18 protein-coding genes are annotated in these 17,915 nt (G+C 71.4%); 8 read left to right on the forward strand and 10 right to left on the reverse strand.

Going from position 1 to position 17,915, the window contains the following annotated elements; genetic code table 11:
• The first annotated feature begins 191 nt into the window (after positions 1-191).
• Positions 192-494, forward strand: a complete 303-nt coding sequence (locus ACFWWR_RS17655) for a hypothetical protein (protein WP_383859427.1) — start codon at positions 192-194, stop codon at positions 492-494.
• A 42-nt stretch (positions 495-536) separates the two neighbouring features.
• Here the strand turns inward: ACFWWR_RS17655 and ACFWWR_RS17660 are convergent, their stop codons facing one another.
• Together ACFWWR_RS17660 and ACFWWR_RS17665 are read right to left on the reverse strand one after the other, a co-directional pair.
• The gene (locus ACFWWR_RS17660; protein WP_383859430.1) at positions 537-1,241 is read right to left on the reverse strand and encodes an RDD family protein; all 705 of its coding nucleotides are present in this window, start codon (positions 1,239-1,241) and stop codon (positions 537-539) included.
• A gap of 89 nt (positions 1,242-1,330) precedes the next feature.
• Entirely contained in the window at positions 1,331-3,148 is a 1,818-nt protein-coding gene (locus tag ACFWWR_RS17665) for an RDD family protein (RefSeq protein ID WP_383859433.1), read from the reverse strand.
• Positions 3,149-3,376: 228 nt separating this feature from the next.
• On the opposite strand from ACFWWR_RS17665, the gene ACFWWR_RS17670 reads away from it, so the two are divergent.
• Positions 3,377-3,790, forward strand: a complete 414-nt coding sequence (locus tag ACFWWR_RS17670; RefSeq protein WP_383859435.1) for an SsgA family sporulation/cell division regulator — start codon at positions 3,377-3,379, stop codon at positions 3,788-3,790.
• Between the two features lie 76 nt (positions 3,791-3,866).
• On the opposite strand, the gene ACFWWR_RS17675 is transcribed toward ACFWWR_RS17670, so the two are convergent.
• Positions 3,867-5,273 carry an FAD-binding oxidoreductase gene (locus tag ACFWWR_RS17675; protein WP_383859438.1) on the reverse strand — a complete coding sequence of 469 codons (1,407 nt, stop codon included), beginning with the start codon at positions 5,271-5,273 and terminating at the stop codon, positions 3,867-3,869.
• Between the two features lie 92 nt (positions 5,274-5,365).
• On the opposite strand from ACFWWR_RS17675, the gene ACFWWR_RS17680 reads away from it, so the two are divergent.
• Positions 5,366-6,811 carry a tetratricopeptide repeat protein gene (locus tag ACFWWR_RS17680; RefSeq protein WP_383859441.1) on the forward strand — a complete coding sequence of 482 codons (1,446 nt, stop codon included), beginning with the start codon at positions 5,366-5,368 and terminating at the stop codon, positions 6,809-6,811.
• 4 nt (positions 6,812-6,815) lie between these two features.
• Here the strand turns inward: ACFWWR_RS17680 and ACFWWR_RS17685 are convergent, their stop codons facing one another.
• Both ACFWWR_RS17685 and hppD read right to left on the reverse strand, forming a co-directional pair.
• Positions 6,816-7,673 (reverse strand): Teichoic acid biosynthesis protein C (Precursor), encoded by an 858-nt coding sequence (locus tag ACFWWR_RS17685; RefSeq protein WP_383859443.1) that lies wholly within the window; start codon positions 7,671-7,673, stop codon positions 6,816-6,818.
• A 36-nt stretch (positions 7,674-7,709) separates the two neighbouring features.
• Positions 7,710-8,855, reverse strand: coding sequence for a 4-hydroxyphenylpyruvate dioxygenase (gene hppD / locus ACFWWR_RS17690; protein WP_383859446.1), 1,146 nt, complete (start codon positions 8,853-8,855; stop codon positions 7,710-7,712).
• A gap of 124 nt (positions 8,856-8,979) precedes the next feature.
• On the opposite strand from hppD, the gene ACFWWR_RS17695 reads away from it, so the two are divergent.
• Genes ACFWWR_RS17695 through ACFWWR_RS17715 form a run of 5 tightly spaced genes read left to right on the forward strand, consistent with a single transcriptional unit; the run spans position 8,980 to position 13,161 of the window.
• The gene (locus tag ACFWWR_RS17695) at positions 8,980-9,471 is read left to right on the forward strand and encodes an Lrp/AsnC family transcriptional regulator (protein WP_383859449.1); all 492 of its coding nucleotides are present in this window, start codon (positions 8,980-8,982) and stop codon (positions 9,469-9,471) included.
• Between the two features lie 22 nt (positions 9,472-9,493).
• Positions 9,494-10,141, forward strand: coding sequence for an ABC transporter permease (locus ACFWWR_RS17700; protein ID WP_383859452.1), 648 nt, complete (start codon positions 9,494-9,496; stop codon positions 10,139-10,141).
• Positions 10,134-11,384 (forward strand): ABC transporter ATP-binding protein, encoded by a 1,251-nt coding sequence (locus ACFWWR_RS17705; protein ID WP_384304113.1) that lies wholly within the window; start codon positions 10,134-10,136, stop codon positions 11,382-11,384. Before ACFWWR_RS17700 ends, ACFWWR_RS17705 begins: the two co-directional genes overlap by 8 nt.
• Positions 11,381-12,199 carry an ABC transporter permease gene (locus tag ACFWWR_RS17710; RefSeq protein WP_383859458.1) on the forward strand — a complete coding sequence of 273 codons (819 nt, stop codon included), beginning with the start codon at positions 11,381-11,383 and terminating at the stop codon, positions 12,197-12,199. The genes ACFWWR_RS17705 and ACFWWR_RS17710 overlap by 4 nt, the downstream gene beginning before the upstream one ends.
• Entirely contained in the window at positions 12,196-13,161 is a 966-nt protein-coding gene (locus ACFWWR_RS17715) for a glycine betaine ABC transporter substrate-binding protein (RefSeq protein ID WP_383859460.1), read from the forward strand. Before ACFWWR_RS17710 ends, ACFWWR_RS17715 begins: the two co-directional genes overlap by 4 nt.
• Positions 13,162-13,207: 46 nt before the next feature.
• On the opposite strand, the gene ACFWWR_RS17720 is transcribed toward ACFWWR_RS17715, so the two are convergent.
• The 5 genes from ACFWWR_RS17720 to ACFWWR_RS17740 form a co-directional block, all read right to left on the reverse strand.
• A complete protein-coding gene (locus tag ACFWWR_RS17720; protein ID WP_383859463.1) occupies positions 13,208-13,999 on the reverse strand; it encodes a S16 family serine protease in 792 nt (263 codons plus the stop codon).
• Between the two features lie 316 nt (positions 14,000-14,315).
• Positions 14,316-14,957, reverse strand: coding sequence for an IclR family transcriptional regulator (locus ACFWWR_RS17725; RefSeq protein WP_266438901.1), 642 nt, complete (start codon positions 14,955-14,957; stop codon positions 14,316-14,318).
• Positions 14,958-15,387: 430 nt separating this feature from the next.
• Positions 15,388-17,178, reverse strand: a complete 1,791-nt coding sequence (locus ACFWWR_RS17730; RefSeq protein ID WP_383859466.1) for a DEAD/DEAH box helicase — start codon at positions 17,176-17,178, stop codon at positions 15,388-15,390.
• A 141-nt stretch (positions 17,179-17,319) separates the two neighbouring features.
• Complete coding sequence (locus ACFWWR_RS17735; protein ID WP_383859469.1) at positions 17,320-17,694, reverse strand: type II toxin-antitoxin system death-on-curing family toxin; 375 nt, start codon at positions 17,692-17,694, stop codon at positions 17,320-17,322.
• Complete coding sequence (locus tag ACFWWR_RS17740) at positions 17,691-17,891, reverse strand: hypothetical protein (protein WP_383859472.1); 201 nt, start codon at positions 17,889-17,891, stop codon at positions 17,691-17,693. Before ACFWWR_RS17740 ends, ACFWWR_RS17735 begins: the two co-directional genes overlap by 4 nt.
• Positions 17,892-17,915: the final 24 nt, after the last annotated feature.

Raw genomic sequence — 17,915 nt, forward strand, 5'->3', positions numbered from 1 at the left:
GGATCCGTCCGCCTGGTGGACGTCATGACTCCGTGCGCCCCCCATGCTCCGGCACTGTTGGTCAGGTCACGCTTACCGTTCGTTCCACTCGGGCATGCAGGCGATTAGAGTCGATTGGCGGAACGCCCGAAATACGGCGGAAAGCCAGGCCGACACCCCCCGTGGACCCCACTTCCGAGGACACGATTGACATGCCTCGTCCGACTGTCACGCCTCGCCCGACGGCCGCACAGCTCGCCTACGGTTCGTGCACCGTGATTTTCTCGACGCTCGCCATGCTGCTGCTGTCACAGACGAGTTCGGGCGTGGCGATCGCGATCATCGCCGTCTCGGCGCTCGCCCTCGGGCTGCTGGTGGCCATGACCGTTCCGAAGCCGAAGTCCCGCGTGATCGCGATGCACCGCCCCGTCGCGGAAAGGGCACAGTCGCCCGTGCCGGCCTCGGTCGCCTCGGTGGCGTCCGAGCAGCCCGTGCACGAGCGCGCTGCGTCCTGACCTCCGTACGTCCGTCGTGGCTGTCGGTACCGGCGTGGGTGGTCAGTTGGTCCTGACCACCACCGTCTTCGCCGCCTTGTCGTGCAGGCCCTGCTTGTAGGGCTTGTCGAAGAAGCTCCAGCCGCCCGAGATCGCGGTCCAGATGCAGGCGCAGCAGAACGCGAACGGAATCCACAGCACCGCCGAGCGGATCAGCATGCTCTGCGCCGACGGCGTGGCCCCGTTGTCGAGGTTGGCCACCCGCAGGCCCAGCCACTTCTTGCCGAGCGTCTGCCCCGACCTGGCCATCATGAAGGTGTCGTAGCCGATGTAGAGCAGGGCCGCGACCAGCGACTGCCCGAGTGACTTGCCGTACTCGATGTCGTCGCCGTTCACGTCGTACTCGTTGACGCTGAAGGCCAACGTGATCAGCCAGACGACGATGCCCACGAGGATCATGTCGATGATCCGGGCGAGCGTGCGCCGGCCGCCTTCCGCGAGCGGGGGCATGCCGGCCAGCGGATCGCCGGGGTACCCGCCGCCACCGCCGTACGGGGCGCCGCCACCGCCGTACGGACCGCCACCGCCGCCGTACGGACCGCCACCGCCGCCGTAGGGGTCACCGCCGCCCTGGTGGGGCGGTGGCTGGCCGCCGTACGGGGGCTGACCGTACGGCGATCCCGAGCCCTCGGCCGGCGGGGGCTGCTTCCTGAACGGGTCGTCTTCCGGTGGCTGCTGACCGGAGCCGGGAGGCGGTTCGCTGCTCATGGCCCGAGTCGACCGCTAACCTTCCCGTCCCGCATCCGGCGAGCGGCCGTCCGGGCTACGGAATCGTGTACGACGTCCGCCGTACGCCGTCAGCCCGCTACGAACGTATGTGCCGCCTTGTCGTGCCAGCACTGGTGCCACGGCCGGTCGAACAGGCCCCACGCGACTCCCACGACACCGATGCCGAGCAGACCGGGCACGCTGTAGACGAGCCAGCGGCGCAGGGCCCCGCCGAAGGTCGGCGGCTCGCCGCCCTCGATGTCCCGCACCTCCAGGCCGAACAGCTTCTTGCCGAGGGTGCGGCCCCACTTGGCGGTGGGCAGCGCCTCGTAGAGGACGCCGAAGAGCAGCAGGACGGCGAGGATGATGCCGAGGTAGACCGACGTGGTGCCGTCCAGCAGCCAGACCGTGACGGTCTCGCCGGACAGCTTGGCGGCGTCGATCTTCTCGTTGACGTGGTCCATCGCCCTGGTGCCGAGCGGTACGGCGGCTCCGGCGGTGACCGCTCCGAGGACCAGGGTGTCCACCAGGCGGGCGGCCAGCCGCTTGCCGAGGTTCGCGGGGCGGGCCGACGCCTGGCGCCGGGCGGCCGCCTGGAAGATGTCCTCCACCGGCGGCTTCCAGGGCGTGACCGGCTGTTCCTCCTCGGACGGGCCCGCGAGCCGGTGCACCTGCTGCGCCCAGGAGGGCTGGCCACCACCCGAGCCACTCGTCATCGGAGTGCCGGAGGAAGCCGCGGAGGCGGCGGGCTGGGGCGCGCCGGACTGCTGGGGCACACTCGCGGCGGCCGACTGCTGCGGACCGCCGGCCGGCGGCGCCTGCTGAGGGCCGGAGAGCGCGGCGGGAGCGGCCGCCTGAGCGGCACCCGGACCCGACGCGGCCCGCGCCGCGGCGGCCTTTCCGGCACCGAAGCCGGGCGCTCCGGAGGCGTCACCGGACGCGTCGGGCCCGGCGGCCGCGGAGTGCGGACCGTAGCCCTGCGCGGAGCCTGCGGCGGCGGACTGGGCACCGGCTCCGGGCGCTCCCGCACCACCGGCCGCTCCCGGCCCTCCCGGCGTGGATGACTGAGGACCGTAGCCCTGTGCGGGGGATCCGGGCGAGGGCTGGGGGCGGAGGCCTGCCGCCTCCGCGTCGGCCGCTGTCGCACCCGTGCTCCCCCGCTGCGCCCCGGCCGCCCCGGCCTGCTGCGCCGTGCGCGGGGAGAGCGCGCGGAAGGTCATGGTGCCGTCGTCGTCGCGGGGGCCCCCGGGGCCCGGGACGCCGGGAGTTGTCGGGGCCGTACGGCCTGTCGCGCCCTGGCCGGAGCCGTCGGCCGCCGGTCCCCCGGGCCCCGCCGTGGCCCGGCGGAAGACGAACGTGTTGCCGGAGGCGACGTCGCCCTGGTCCGGCTCGGCGGGCGGGATCGTCGCCGTGCCGTCCGTGCCCACGGAGCGGCCGTCCGGCCGGGCCGGGCCGTCGCCGGGCTGCGCGGCGTGCGGCAGCCTCGGGTCGGCACCCTGCGCGCCCTGCGGAGCGCTCTGCGGCGAGCCCCACGAGACGCGGCGGTCCTGGTCGCCGCCGAAGCCCGACTGGCGGGAACGGTCGGCACCCCAGGCGGACGCGGGCTCGGGCCGGCTGCCGTGCTGGGCCTCGGCCGCCGAGGACGGGCCGGGCTCGCCGGAGCCGCCGGACGGGTCCTCGTCGAAGAAGTGCGGGCCCGTCTCCTCGACCGGGGCCGGGCCGGGGCCGGATGCGGGCTGGGCGCCCTGCGGTGCCGCGAGCGGCTCGCCGTCCGCGGGAGCCGGGCGGCTGGTGCCCGGAACCCAGGCGGCACCGTTCCAGTACCGGACATATCCAGGAATGGACGGGTCCGGGTAATACCCATCGCGGGGCCTGTCGTCACCGGGGGCCGGGGTTGGGGCGCTCATGTCCGTCGTCCCGTATCTGCTCGGGGGTCAAATGGGGGCCTCCACATCTATCAGACCGGCGCAACCCCCACCGCCAGTCCCACCGGACCCACTCCTTTTGAGCACCCTCGTGACGCTGCTGGGAAAAAAGTTCCGCGAACCCGCGTAATGCTTCCGGCGCCGCCCCCTCTCCACTCGTACGGGCCCACCGCAGGGCCCCCGCAAGAGGCTTGAGAGAGGAAACACGTCATGGAGCACACCGTGGTGGAGCGCGAACTCGAGCTCAGGCTCATCCTGTCGCCGGAGCGCAGTATCCCGGTCCCGGCCCTGCTGAGCTACCACACCGACGACCCGTACGCCATCCACATCACCTTCCACATCAACTCCGACCACCCGGTGGACTGGACGTTCGCCCGCGAACTCCTCGTGGAGGGGGTGTTCCGGGCGTGCGGGCACGGGGACGTGCGGGTGTGGCCGACCAAGGTGGGAAGCCGCAGCGTCGTCCTGATGGCGCTGAGTTCACCTGATGGTGACGCCCTCCTGGAGGCCCCGACCCCCCAGGTGTCCGCCTGGCTGGAGCGGACGCTGAGGGCGGTGCCCCCGGGGGCCGAGGGCGGGCAACTCGGTATCGACGAGGCGCTCGACCAGTTGCTCGCCCGGTGACCGTGCCGAGGGAACGCCGAGGGGAACGAGGGGAACGCCGAGGGGCTGGCCGAGGGGCTGGCCGAGGGAACGAGGTTCAGAACAGCTTGCCCGGGTTCAGGATGCCCAGCGGGTCGAACGCCGCCTTGATCGCCCGCTGCATCTCCACGCCCACCGGGCCGATCTCGCGGGCCAGCCACTCCTTCTTCAGGACGCCCACGCCGTGCTCCCCGGTGATCGTGCCGCCGAGTTCCAGGCCGAGGGCCATGATCTCGTCGAAGGACTCGCGGGCCCGCCGGGACTCGTCGGGGTCCTGGGCGTCGAAGCAGACGGTCGGGTGGGTGTTGCCGTCGCCGGCGTGGGCGACGACGCCGATGGTGAGCTGGTACTTCTCGGCGATCCGCTCGGTCCCCTCCAGCATCTCGCCGAGCCGCGACCGGGGCACGCACACGTCGTCGATCATCGTGGTGCCCTTGACCGCCTCCAGCGCGGTGAGGGACAACCGCCGAGCCTGGAGGAGCAGTTCGGACTCGGCCGCGTCGTCGGCCGGGACGACCTGGGTGGCACCCGCGGCCTCGCACAGCGCGCCGAGGGCGGCGAGGTCGGCGGCCGGGTCGGCCGTGTCGAAGGCGGCCAGCAACAGGGCTTCGGTGCTCTCCGGGAGCCCCATGTTCGCGAGCTCGTTGACGGCCTTGACCGTCGTACGGTCCATCAGTTCGAGGAGGGACGGCACGTGGCCGCCCGCCATGATCCGGCACACGGCGTCGCAGGCGGCGGCCCCGGACGCGAACTCGGCCGCCAGCACCAGCTGCTCGGGCGGCTGCGGCCGCAGCGCCAGGATCGCCCGTACGACGATGCCGAGGGAGCCCTCGGAGCCGACGAAGAGGCGGGTCAGGTCGTACCCGGCGACGCCCTTCGCCGTGCGGCGGCCGGTGGACATCAGGCGCCCGTCGGCGAGGACGACGTCGAGCCCGAGGACGTACTCCGCCGTCACCCCGTACTTCACGCAGCACAGCCCGCCGGAGGCGGTGCCGATGTTGCCGCCGATCGTGCACATCTCCCAGCTGGAGGGGTCCGGCGGGTAGGAGAGGCCGTGTTCACCCACCGCGCGGGAGAGCGTGGCGTTGACGACCCCCGGTTCGACGACGGCGACGCGGTCGACCGGGTTGATCTCCAGGATCCGGTCCATCTTGGTCAGGGACAGCACGATGCAGCCGTCCGAGGCGTTGGCCGCGCCCGACAGGCCCGTGCGGGCGCCCTGCGGGACCACCGGGACGCGCAGCTCGGTGGCGGTGCGCATGACGTGCTGGACCTGTTCGACCGTGCGCGGCAGCACGACCACCGCCGGGGCGCCGGAGGGGCAGAAGCTGGCCATGTCGTTGGCGTAGGAGGCCGTGACGTCCGGGTCGGTGAGGACCGTCTCGGCGGGCAGACCGCTCAGCAGACGGTCGACGAGGTTGCCGGTCGCTTCGTCACGCGGCGCTTCGATACGGCTCATGATCACAGCTTCGCACCGGGGGCCATCGGTGTGAACCCCGTGCACGGCAGCCGCCGCATCGCGGGGTGTGGTCGTCGTATTGACGCACAGTGAGCGCCATGGAGAACCAGCAGGAGGCTCCCGAGGGGGCCCCGGAGGAAGCGGCTGTACGGCGCTCGTGGCTCGACCGGCGGGTGCTGATCGCCTCGGTCGCCGGGTGTGCCGTGCTCGGCGCGGTGCTGATGCTGCTGCCCGGGGAGCGGACGGCGACGCGGGCTCCCGCGCCGGCCCCGGGCGCACAGGCGCTGACGGCGGTCTCGGCCGGGGTGCCGGCCGCGCTGCCCGACCTGGCGGAGCTGATCGACGAGCGCGAGACCCGTCTGCGGGCGCATCCCCGGGACGCGCGGTCGTGGGCGGTGCTCGGGTCGGCTTATGTGGAGCAGGGGCGGCGGACCGCGGACCCCGGGTACTACCCGAGGGCCGAGCAGGCGCTGCGGACCTCGCTCAAGGTCGCCGCGAGGGGGAACCTCGAGGCCCTCGGCGGTCTCGCGGCCCTCGCGAACGCGCGCCGGGACTTCCGGGCGGCGCGGACCTGGGCGGAGGCCGCACGGAAGCTGGCGCCCGGGCGGTGGACGACGTATCCGCTGCTGATCGACGCCCACACCGGCCTCGGCGACTACAAAGCCGCCCATGCCGCCCTCGAGCGGCTGCTGGAGCTGCAGTCCGGGCCGGCCGTGATGGCGCGGGCCGCGGCCGTCTACCGCGACCGGGGCTGGCGTGAGGACGCCGCTGCCCAGCTCGCGGACGCGGCGGCGGGGGCTCGGGCGCCGGCCGAGCAGGCGGCGTACCTGGAGCGGTCCGGGCAGCTGGCCTGGGAGCGCGGCGACCGCGAGGTCGCGCTGCGGCACTTCCAGGAGGCGGTGCGCATGGACCCCGACCAGCGGGCCGCGCAGGCCGGGCAGGGGCGGGCGCTGGCGGCACTGGGCCGGCCGACGGAGGCGCTGAACGCGTACCGGGCGGCCCTCGCCACGCAGCCGTGCCCTCAGTACGCCCTGGAGCTCGGCGAGTTGTACGAGTCGCTGGGGCTGGGGCAGGCCGCGCGCGTGCAGTACGACCTGCTGCGGGCGCGGGTGCGCAGCGCGGCCGCCGGCGGGGCCGACGAGGAGCTGGTGCTCGGGCAGTTCGAGGCGGACCACGGCGATCCCCGGGCGGCGGTACGGCGGTTGCGGGCCGAGTGGGCCCGCCAGCCGGGGATCGCGGTGGCCGACGCGCTGGGGTGGGCTTTGCACCGGGCCGGGGAGGACGAGGAGGCGCTGCAGTTCGCCGTGACGGCGACGGACAAGGCGAAGGGGGGCGGCGTACGCAGTGCGCTGTACGCCTACCACCGGGGCATGATCGAGCGGGAGTTGAAGCGTGAGGGGCCCGCGCGGCGGCATCTGGAGGAGGCGCTGCGGATCAATCCGTACTTCTCGCCGGTGCGGGCGCGGGCGGCCCGGGCGGCGTTGGCGGAGCTGGGTGAGCCATCGGCGGATGAGCTGCCGGTGATGGACGCGAAGGCCGAGTGAGCCGTCAGGTCAGGGGCTTGTAGTAGATCGAGAACTTGCGGGCGCCGGCCTCGCCCGAGGCGAGTCCCAGGCACAGCCGCGGCTCGGGGGTCGGCCGGATCGCGAGGCCCTCCGGCTCCCGGTAGTCGAGGGAGTGGCCGGCTCCCGTGCGCTGTCGCTGGACCAGCTTGCCGGTGCGGACGTCGACGCAGGACAGGTACGCGTTGCCGCGTTCGGCGGGCGGGTTGGTGGCGTCGTCGTAGGCCGTGCCGGCGAGTTGGTAGACGTGGTCGCCGTGCAGGGCCCACCCCTGGAACGCGATCGCGGGGTCGGGGTGCGCGCCGGGCTGGGCGATGTCGGCGATCGGTTCGGAGTAGTCGCGGGCGGCGAAGGCGTCGAGGTCCCAGACGCGGTAGCGGGGCTTGCCGCCCATGCGGTGGCGCACGGCGATGCGGTTCGAGACCGTGCAGACCGAGGGCTGGTTGCTGGTGGAACCGGGTATCGGCTTGCGTATCTTGACGTCCTCGCCGGTGCGCACGGCCCCGTCGACGAAGCGGAAGCGGGTGACGCCGCGGCCGTAGCCGCCGTGGGATTCGGCCTCGGTCCAGATCCAGACGGTGCCGTCGGTGGCGTGTTGCACGCCCATGCTCACGCCGTGTCCGAATCCGTGCAGGTACATGTGGCCGAGGCGGTTGCCGTCGTAGTCGAGCTTGTTCAGGCACAGGTTGCCGGCCGCGGCGCCGCCCCGTCTGACCTGGAGGACGTACAGCCGCTTGTGCACTTCGTCGAAGGCGAAGGACTGCAGGACCGTGGACTCGCGTAACGATCCCTTCTTCCACAGCCAGCGGACGGCCGGCGCGGCCAGGTCGATGCGTTCGTCCACGGTCCCCCCTGATACCGGCGGGGTCCAGGTCCGTCCCTAGAGGTTGCCCCGCTTCGCCTGCTCACGTTCGATCGCCTCGAAGAGCGCCTTGAAGTTGCCCTTGCCGAAGCCCATCGAGCCGTGTCGTTCGATCAGTTCGAAGAATACGGTCGGCCGGTCCTGGACCGGCTTGGTGAAGATCTGCAGAAGATAGCCGTCCTCGTCACGGTCCGCCAGGATCTTCAGCTCGCGCAGGGTCTCGACGGGGACGCGGGTGTCACCGGCCCACTCGCCGAGGGTGTCGTAGTACGAGTCGGGGGTGTCGAGGAACTGCACCCCGGCCGCGCGCATCGTCCGTACCGTCGCGACGATGTCGTTCGTGTTGAGCGCGATGTGCTGGACGCCGGCCCCGCCGTAGAACTCCAGGTACTCGTCGATCTGGGACTTCTTCTTGGCGATCGCGGGCTCGTTGATCGGGAACTTGACCTTGAGGGTGCCGTCGGCGACGACCTTCGACATCAGGGCGCTGTACTCGGTCGCGATGTCGTCGCCCACGAACTCCTTCATGTTCGTGAAGCCCATGACCTTGTTGTAGAAGCCGACCCATTCGTTCATCCGGCCGAGCTCGACGTTGCCGACGCAGTGGTCGATCGCCTGGAAGGTGCGCTGGGCGGGCGGTTCGACGATGGGGGCGGCCGTGACGTATCCGGGCAGGTAGGGGCCGTCGTAGCCGGTCCGCTCGACGAGCGTGTGGCGGGTCTCGCCGTAGGTGGCGATCGCGGCGAGGACGACCGTGCCGTGCTCGTCCTTCAGCTGGTACGGCTCGGTGATCGGGCGGGCGCCGTGCTCGATCGCGTAGGTGAACGCGGCGCGCGCGTCCGGGACCTCGATGGCGAGGTCGACCACGCCGTCGCCGTGCTCGGCCACGTGCTGGGCGAGGAAGTGGCCCCAGGGGGTGGCGGGTTTGATGACGGAGGTGAGGACGAAGCGGGCGGAGCCGTTCTCGAGCACGTACGAAGCGGTCTCGCGGCTGCCGTTCTCCGGTCCGGAGTACGCGACCAGCCGCATGCCGAAGGCGGTGGAGTAGTAGTGCGCCGCCTGCTTGGCGTTGCCCACGGCGAAGACGACCGCGTCCATTCCCTTGACCGGGAAGGGGTCGGCCTGCCGGGCGGTGTCGGGAGTGTGGTGTGTGGTCTGCGTCATGCCGGAAGCGTCGCTCGCCGAGGCAAGGTGCGCAATAGTTTGCGAATGTGCTGGGCAATGTGCTCAGTACGTTGCCCGTTGCTGCGGGCCTTGTGTACAGGATGACCAGCGCCGGGAGGCTGCCGTGGCGACGACCGACGGGATCGACGGGCTCGACGGACGGATCATCGTGCTGCTGGCGCGGGAACCGCGGATCGGGGTGCTGGAGATGTCCCGGCGGCTCGGGGTGGCGCGCGGGACCGTGCAGGCGCGCCTCGACCGCCTTCAGTCGAATGGCGTCATCCGCGGGTTCGGTCCGCAGGTGGACCCGGCGGCGCTCGGCTACCCGGTCACCGCCTTCGCCACCCTGCAGATCCGGCAGGGACAAGGGGCCGATGTACGAGCACACTTGGCGACCGTGCCGGAGGTACTGGAGTTGCACACCACCACCGGCAGCGGGGACATGCTGTGCCGACTGGTGGCCCGCTCCAACGCCGATCTTCAGCGGGTCATCGACCGGGTTGTCGGTTTTGATGGGATCGTCCGGGCCTCCACCGCGATCGTCATGGAGAACCCCGTTCCGCTGCGGATCATCCCGCTGGTGGAGCAGGCGGCGGAGGACCGGGAGCGATCATGACGGCGACCTGAGGTGAGCGCTGGTGAACTTCTGGGAGTACCTCGGCAACCGGCACCAGCAGCTGCTCACGGACGCCTACCAGCACGCGAGCGCCGTCTTCCAGTGCATGGTCGTGGCGACGCTCCTCGGGGTCCTGATCGGCGTCGTCACCTACCGGAGCGAGTGGGCGGGCGCCCTCGCGACGACCACCACCTCGGGCATTCTGACCGTCCCGTCGCTCGCGATGATCGGTCTGCTGATCCCGATCGTCGGCCTGGGCGTTCCGCCCACGGTGATCGCCCTGACGCTGTACGGGCTGCTGCCGATCGTGCGCAACTCGATCGTCGGCCTGCGCGGGGTCGACCCCTCGCTGGTGGACGCGGCGAAGGGCATCGGCATGTCCCGGCCGATGCGGCTGGTGCGGGTCGAGCTGCCGCTGGCCTGGCCCCCGATCCTGACCGGGATCCGGGTCTCGACGCAGATGCTGATGGGCATCGCGGCGATCGCCGCCTACGCCTCCGGACCCGGCCTCGGCAACGTGATCTTCCGTGGTCTCGGTTCCCTCGGCAGCAAGAACGCGCTCAACCAGGTGCTCGCGGGCACGCTGGGGATCATCATCCTGGCCCTGCTCTTCGACGCCGCGTACGTCCTGGTCGGACGGCTGACCATTTCCAGGGGGATCCGTGTCTGAGACATCCACGAGCGGGGCGACGACCGGCGCCACCATCGAGCTGGAGAACCTCACCAAGCGGTATCCCGGCAACCCCAGCCCTGCCGTCGACAACGTCAACATGGAGATCAAGGCGGGCGAGATCGTCGTCTTCGTCGGCCCGTCGGGATGCGGCAAGTCCACGACCCTCAAGATGATCAACAGATTGATCGAGCCGACCGGCGGCCGGATCCGCATCAACGGCGAGGACGTCACCGACATGGACCCGGTGAAGCTGCGCCGGAAGGTCGGGTACGCGATCCAGGCCTCCGGCCTCTTCCCGCACATGACCGTCGCCCAGAACATCGCGCTCGTACCGAGGATGATCGGCTGGCCGAAGGCACGGATCCGGAACCGGGTCGAGGAGATGCTCGACCTGGTCGGACTCGACCCCGGCGAGTTCCACGGCCGCTACCCCCGACAGCTCTCCGGCGGTCAGCAGCAACGCGTGGGCGTGGCGCGGGCGCTCGCCGCCGATCCGCCCGTGCTGCTGATGGACGAACCGTTCGGCGCGGTCGACCCGATCACCCGCGACCACCTCCAGGACGAGCTGATCCGGCTCCAGCACGAACTGCACAAGACGATCGTCTTCGTCACGCACGACTTCGACGAGGCGATCAAGATCGGTGACCGAATCGCCGTGTTGCGCGAACGCTCGCACATCGCCCAGTTCGACACCCCGGAAGCGATCCTGACCAACCCGGCGGACGACTTCGTCTCCGGGTTCGTGGGCGCGGGGGCGGCCCTCAAGCGGCTCAACCTCACCCGCGTACGGAACGTGGAGATCACCGACTACCCGACGGTGGCCGTCGACGACCCGCTCCAGGAGATCTTCGGCAGACTCCGCTCCAGCGTCACGAGCGAGATCCTGCTGCTCGACAAGCGGGGCCGGCCCTACAAGTGGCTCAGGCGCGGCGACCTGATGCGTGCCAAGGGCTCGCTGGCCCGGGCCGGGACGCTGGTGAGCGACACGGTGACCAGGGACGCCACCCTGCGGGACGCGCTGGAGGCGGTGCTCACCGACAGCTCGGGGCGGGTCGCGGTCACCGGGCGGCGCGGCGAGTACACGGGCGTGGTCGACGTGGAGACGCTGATGAACTCCGTGCACGACCTGCTGGAGGCGGACCGGCTGGAGGCGATGGAACACCGGCACGCCCTGGAGGAGCTGCGGGCCGCCCAGACCCACGCCGAGCAGGAGGGCGCCGGAGGGGGGGCCAAGGCGTGACCACCCCCGAGCTGGACGAAGACGGCCGGGAAGAGGTCGAAGCCGAAGCCCCTCCGCCGGCGCCCGGCCCCCTGAAGCCCCGCGTCACCTGGCAGAAGCTGACGTTCCTGCCCGCCGTCCTCGTCGCCGTGCTGCTGGCGACCTGGCTGTGGTTCCGGCAGGCGGACCTCGACCCGATCTCCGAGAACGCGCTGTCGGGCGGCCAGGTGTCGAAGGCGCTGTGGCAGCAGATCGAACTCACGGCGATCTCGACGTTCTTCGTGCTGATCATCGCTATCCCGCTGGGGATCCTCCTGACCCGCAGGACGTTCCGGAAGGCGGCCCCGGTGGCGATGGCGTTCGCCAACATGGGCCAGGCGACCCCGGCGATCGGCCTGCTCGCCCTGCTGGTCATCTGGCTCGGCACGGGCCAGAAGGCCGCCCTGATCGGCATCACCGTCTACGCCCTGCTCCCGGTGCTGTCGAACACGATCGCCGGACTGAAGGCGAACGACCCGACACTGCTGGAGGCGGCCCGCGGCATCGGCATGTCCCCCACGGGGGTGCTCGCGAAGGTGGAGCTGCCGCTCGCCGTCCCGCTGATCCTCGCGGGCGTCCGCACGGCCCTGGTCCTCAACGTCGGTACGGCGACCCTGGCGACCTTCGGCGGAGGCGGCGGCCTGGGCGTCCTGATCACCACCGGCATCACCAACCAGCGGATGCCGGTGCTGGTCCTGGGTTCGATCCTCACCGTCGCCCTCGCCCTGCTGGTCGACTGGCTGGCGTCGCTGGCCGAACTGCTCCTGCGGCCGCGCGGGTTGGAGGTGGGGACATGAGAGGCCGTACCTGTCTGCTGCTGGCCGGGATACTGGTGTCGGCGAGTGCCTGCGGCCTGACCAGCGGTTCCCCGATGGTCGACGACGTGCGGCCGGGCTCGATCGGCCAGGGACTGCCGCTCGAGGGCGCCGATCTCACCGTGACGTCGAAGGAGTTCACCGAGCAGCTCATCCTCGGCGCGATCATGGGCATCGCCTTCGAGGCGGCCGGCGCGGAGGTGCTCGACCGCACCGGCATCCAGGGTTCCATCGGCGCCCGGGAGGCGGTCAAGGCCGGTGACGCGGACGGTATGTACGAGTACACGGGCACCGCCTGGATCACGTACCTCGGCAACAGCGACCCCGTCACCGACCCGCAGGAGCAGTGGCGAGCGGTCCGCGACGCCGACCTGGAGAACGGCCTGACCTGGCTGACCCCGGCGTCCCTCAACAACACCTACGCCCTCGCGATGAACCAGGCCAACCACAGGAAGTACGGCACGAGGACCCTCTCGGACGTGGCCGCCCTGTCCAAGAAGGACCCCGGCGCGGTGACCCTGTGCGTGGAGAGCGAGTTCGCCAACCGCGCGGACGGGCTGCCGGGCATGCGCAAGGCGTACGGAATGAACGTCCCCGCCGGGAACATCACGCAGATGGACACCGGGATCATCTACACCCAGGCCGCCGAGGGCGGTTGCGTCTACGGCGAGGTCTTCACCACCGACGGCCGCATCAGGTCCATGAACCTCGCGGTGATGCGGGACGACAAGAGGTTCTTCCCCAACTACAACGCGGCCCCCGAGATCAACACGAAGTCCCTGAAGAAGTGGCCCGCCATCGCCGAGGTCCTCGACCCGATCACGAAGAAGCTGGACAACGCCGTGGCCCAGGAGCTGAACGCGAAGGTGGACGTCGGCGGGGAGGACCCCCACCAGGTGGCGTTGGACTGGCTGACGAAGGAGGGGTTCGTCAAGGAGGGGTGAGCGGGTACGCCCTCGTCAAGGAGGGGTAAGCGGGTACGCCCCCCGATCAGCAGCTCGGTACGGAGCCCTTCCCGCTCTCCAGTGCCGTCAGCGCGTTCACCGCGCCCTTCAGGGTGGTCACGGGGATCAGGCGGAGGCCCTTGGGCAGTTCGGACTTCGCGTCCGAGCACTCGTCCTTCGGCACCAGGAACACCGTCGCCCCGTCCCGTCGCGCGGCCTGCGTCTTCAGGGCCACTCCCCCGACCGCGCCGACCTCGCCGTTCGCGTCGATCGTGCCCGTACCCGCGATGGTGCGGCCGCCCGTGAGGTCGCCCCCGCCGCCGTCGCCGTCCAGCTTGTCGATGACGCCGAGGCTGAACAGCAGACCGGCGCTGGGGCCGCCGACGTCGGCGAGCCTCAGGGTGACCTTGATGTCCCTGTCGGCCAGATCCAGGTAGTTCAGGGCGGCCTCGGTCGCGGCGTCCTGGGACTCCTTCATCTGCTCGGTGTTGTGCTGCTCGATCTCCTTGACGCTCTGGCCGCTCGGATAGACCGCGTCGCGCGGCATGACGGCCCGGTCCGTGGCGAACCAGGCGTCGAGCACGTCACCGAGGGAGACGTCGGTGTCCGGATTGGTCGCCTCGATGGTCGTCATGCGGAGCTGACCGGACGTGTCGCGGATCGGGGCGCCGGAGATCGTGATCACCGGGGTGCCCTCGTTCTCACCGAGGACGTTCGCCGTCATCCCGGGCTGCGTCAGCGAGAACGGCAGCGGCGCGAAGGCCGCCGTGGCGAGCAGGGCCACGACGGGCAGGGCGCAGACGGCGACGGCCCGGGGGCGCGTGAGGCGAGAGAGCACGGAGTCAATCTAACGCGACGGCCATTTCCGGCCCGGGGCCGGTCAGCTCCCCCGACCCGGCGCCCGCGTAGCTGCGGGCACTCGTACCGCCGGGACGGCACAGGTGAGCGCAGGCAGCCGCCCGCGTAGCTGTGGGCACTCGTACCGCCGGGACGGCACAGGTGAGCGCAGGCAGCCGCCTGCGTAGCTGCGGGCAGTCGTGCCGCTGGGGCGGCACGGGTGGGCGCAGCGGCACCCCGCAAGCGCCGGCGAGCGAACCCACCCACCGCCAGCACCAGCACCCGCACCCGCACCCGCACCCGCACGTCACCGCACGTCAGCGCAAAGCCTCCGCAACCTCCCGCGCCGCATCCACCACCCGCGGCCCCACCCGTTCCGGCACCGCGTCGGCCAGCATCACCACTCCGACGCTGCCCTCCACCCCCGTGACCCCGATCAAAGGCGCGGCAGCCCCACTGGCTCCCGCCTCCAACTCCCCGTGGGTCAAGGTGTATCCGGCGTCGTCCACGGCCTGCTGCCGCGCGGCGAGGATCGCCCGCCCGGCAGCCCCCCGGTCCAGCGGATGCCGGAACCCGGCCCGGTACGCCACGTGGTAGTCCGTCCACGTCGGCTCGACCACGGCGACGGCCAACGCCTCCGCCCCGTCCACCAGCGTGAGATGCGCGGTCGCTCCTATGTCCTCCGCCAGCGATCGCAAGGCCGGCAGCGCCGCCTCACGTACCAGCGGATGCACCTGGCGGCCCAGCCGCAGCACGCCGAGCCCGACCCGGGCGCGACCGCCCAGGTCACGCCGTACGAGCGCGTGCTGCTCCAGCGTGGCGAGCAACCGGTACACAACGGTCCGGTTCACGCCCAGTTTGTTGGATAGCTCGGTGACGGTCAGCCCGTGGTCCGTATCGGCCAGCAGCTTGAGGACCCGCAGTCCCCGGTCGAGCGTCTGAGAGGTCTCCGCGGTCACGACGCCCACTCCTCCAAGTGGTGAGGTCGGCAGCCCCCTGGCTGGTCAGATGCGTCACCGAGTCCCGTCGGCGACGCGCTTCAGAGGCCGCCGATCGGCCGGCGGCCCGGCCAGTTGCCGGACCGCGTCGCTTCACGGCTGCGCTCCGCGGCGGCGCTGCCACGGGGCGTGTGCGTAGCCGGACAGTAGCGAAGGCGGTTCGCTGAGCGGAAGGCTACGTCCAGAATCCGGGCACCGGTCGATGGGGACTGCTTCCTTTTGCCCGCATACGTCCGGCGCGCAACACCCGGCGTGCACCACACCCGCACAGAGCGCACACGCCGCAGCTCACGCCCGCACCGAGCGAGTGCGTCCGATCTGCCCGAGGCGAGCGGCAACGGCCGGCCCGAGGTGAGCACGCCGACGTGCCGAGGAGGCAGCACGTCCGGCCTCACCGCATCCGCGTGGCCCACTCCTGCACCTTGGCGATCCGCTGCCGCAGCTGCCCGGCCGTGGCCTCGGCGCTGGGCGGCCCGCCGCACACCCGCCGCAGCTCGGTGTGGATCACTCCATGAGGCTTGCCGCTCTGATGGACGTACGCGCCGACCATCGTGTTGAGCTGCTTGCGCAGCTCCATCATCTCCTTGTGCGAGACCACCGGACGCCGCTCCGCGGGCAGCTCCAGCAGGTCGGCCTCCTCGTCCGGCTTCTTGCGGCTGTGCGCGATCTGCCGGGCCTGCCGCTTCTGGAGGAGGAGCTGCACCTGGTCGGGCTCCAGCAGTCCCGGAATCCCGAGGTAGTCCTGCTCCTCGGCGCTTCCCGGGTGGGCCTGCATGCCGAACTCGGCGCCGTCGTAGAGGACGCGGTCGAAGACGGCCTCGGACTCCAACGCCTCGAAGGCGAACTGTTCCTGCTCGCCGGTGTCCTCGTCCTGCTCCTTGTTCGCCTCCTCCATCTCCTTCTCGGACTCGGCGTACGGGTCCTCCTCGCCCTCCTTCTTGGGCTTGTCGAGGGCGTGGTCCCGCTCCACCTCCATCTCGTTGGCGAAGGTGAGGAGGTCGGGGACGGTCGGGAGGAAGACGGAGGCGGTCTCGCCGCGCCGACGGGACCGCACGAAACGCCCGACGGCCTGCGCGAAGAAGAGGGGGGTCGAGATGGTGGTGGCGTACACACCGACGGCGAGGCGCGGGACGTCGACGCCCTCGGACACCATCCGTACCGCGACCATCCACCGGTCGTTGCTGCTGCTGAACTCGTCGATCCTGCTGGACGCCCCGGCGTCGTCGGACAGCACGAGCGTCGCCTTGTCGCCCGTGATCTCCCGGATCAGCTTGGCGTAGGCCCGGGCGGAGTCCTGGTCGGAGGCGATGACGAGGGCACCGGCGTCCGGGATGGCCTTCCTGACCTCGGTCAGCCGCTGGTCGGCGGCCCGCAGCACGCTGGGCATCCACTCGCCGCGCGGATCCAGGGCCGTACGCCATGCCTGGCTGATCGCATCCTTGGTCATGGGCTCGCCGAGCCGGGCGGCGATCTCGTCACCGGCCTTGGTGCGCCACCGCATGTTGCCGCTGTAGGACAGGAAGATGACGGGCCGCACGACCCCGTCGGACAGAGCCGAGCCGTACCCGTACGTGTAGTCCGCCGCGGACCGCCGAATCCCGTCGTTCCCCTCCTCGTACGCCACGAAGGGAATGGGATTGGTGTCCGACCGGAAGGGCGTACCGGTGAGCGCGAGCCGCCGCGTCGCCGGTTCGAAGGCCTCCAGACACGCCTCGCCCCACGACTTGGAGTCACCGGCGTGGTGGATCTCGTCGAGGATGACGAGGGTCTTGCGCTGCTCGACCCGGTTGCGGTGCAGCATGGGCCGCACGCCGACACCGGCGTACGTGACCGCGACACCCTGGTAGTCCTTGCCGAGCGGGCCCGCGCTGTACTCCGGGTCCAGCTTGATCCCGATCCGGGCGGCCGCCTCGGCCCACTGCTTCTTCAGGTGCTCGGTCGGCGCGACCACGGTTATCTGCTGCACGACGTGGTGGTGCAGCAGCCAGGACGCCAGCGTCAGCGCGAACGTCGTCTTACCGGCGCCGGGCGTCGCGACGGCCAGGAAGTCACGCGGCTGCTCCTGGACGTATCTCTCCATCGCACCCTGCTGCCAGGCGCGCAGCTTGCCGGCGGTGCCCCAGGGGGCGCGGCCGGGGAAGGCGGGGGAAAGGTGGTGGGAGGAGGCGGCGGTGGTAGTCACGGTCTCCGTTTTGTGGGTCGGGCGGCTCGGCGAAAATCCGGTCGGACGGCTCGGCTGCGTATGACAACCGGGCCACCCTACCGGCGGCCCGGTGGTGTCAACGCGCGGACAAGCCCGGGTGGCCCATGGGTGGGACCCACGTCACAGCAGTCGCAGCCGCCCCGCGATCACGGAGACCTCGCTCTCGTCCCCGGAGGCGACATCGATGACCAGGTCGTACGCGGTGGCCTGGTCGCAGTCCTCGAGATCGACTCCGTTGACCGCGAGGAAGGTCGCGGCGGCGAGCCAGGCGGTGCGCTTGTTGCCGTCGACGAGGGGATGGTTGGTGGTGATCGCGTGGAGGAGGGCGGCGGCCTGCTCGTACAGGTCGTCGTACGCCGCCGTACCGAACATGCGGGCGCGTGGCCGGTGCACGGCGGAGGCGAGCAGCCCGGACTCCCTGGCCTCGGGCGTCCGCCCGCCGAACGCGACCTCGGCGAGTGCGGTGACCTCCGCGACGGTGAGGTGCCGCGTCATTCGCCGAGCCTCTTCAGCAGATCGGCGTGCGCCGAGGCGAGCCGCTCCCCGGCGGCGCGCACGCGCCGGGCCTCGTCGTCCAGATATCGCCGTACGGCCTCCCGCGCGATGTCCTCGGGGAGGCGCCCGGTGGCGTCCGCGAGGTCGTCGAGGTCCTGCCGTACGTCGGGCGGGAGGGGGAGGGGGAACTCGTGCATGCCGGCCAGGATAGGAGTGCGCCC

The sequence above is a fragment of the Streptomyces sp. NPDC058678 genome (genome assembly GCF_042714835.1).
Lineage (GTDB): Bacteria > Actinomycetota > Actinomycetes > Streptomycetales > Streptomycetaceae > Streptomyces.

Bases quoted from the DNA above. Each gene is read 5' to 3' on its own strand.
- ACFWWR_RS17655 (WP_383859427.1), top strand. From the start codon at position 192: ATGCCTCGTCCGACTGTCACGCCTCGCCCGACGGCCGCACAGCTCGCC.
- ACFWWR_RS17660 (WP_383859430.1), bottom strand. From the start codon at position 1,241: ATGAGCAGCGAACCGCCTCCCGGCTCCGGTCAGCAGCCACCGGAAGAC.
- ACFWWR_RS17665 (WP_383859433.1), bottom strand. From the start codon at position 3,148: ATGAGCGCCCCAACCCCGGCCCCCGGTGACGACAGGCCCCGCGATGGG.
- ACFWWR_RS17670 (WP_383859435.1), top strand. From the start codon at position 3,377: ATGGAGCACACCGTGGTGGAGCGCGAACTCGAGCTCAGGCTCATCCTG.
- ACFWWR_RS17680 (WP_383859441.1), top strand. From the start codon at position 5,366: ATGGAGAACCAGCAGGAGGCTCCCGAGGGGGCCCCGGAGGAAGCGGCT.
- hppD (WP_383859446.1), bottom strand. From the start codon at position 8,855: ATGACGCAGACCACACACCACACTCCCGACACCGCCCGGCAGGCCGAC.
- ACFWWR_RS17715 (WP_383859460.1), top strand. From the start codon at position 12,196: ATGAGAGGCCGTACCTGTCTGCTGCTGGCCGGGATACTGGTGTCGGCG.
- ACFWWR_RS17735 (WP_383859469.1), bottom strand. From the start codon at position 17,694: ATGACGCGGCACCTCACCGTCGCGGAGGTCACCGCACTCGCCGAGGTC.
- ACFWWR_RS17740 (WP_383859472.1), bottom strand. From the start codon at position 17,891: ATGCACGAGTTCCCCCTCCCCCTCCCGCCCGACGTACGGCAGGACCTC.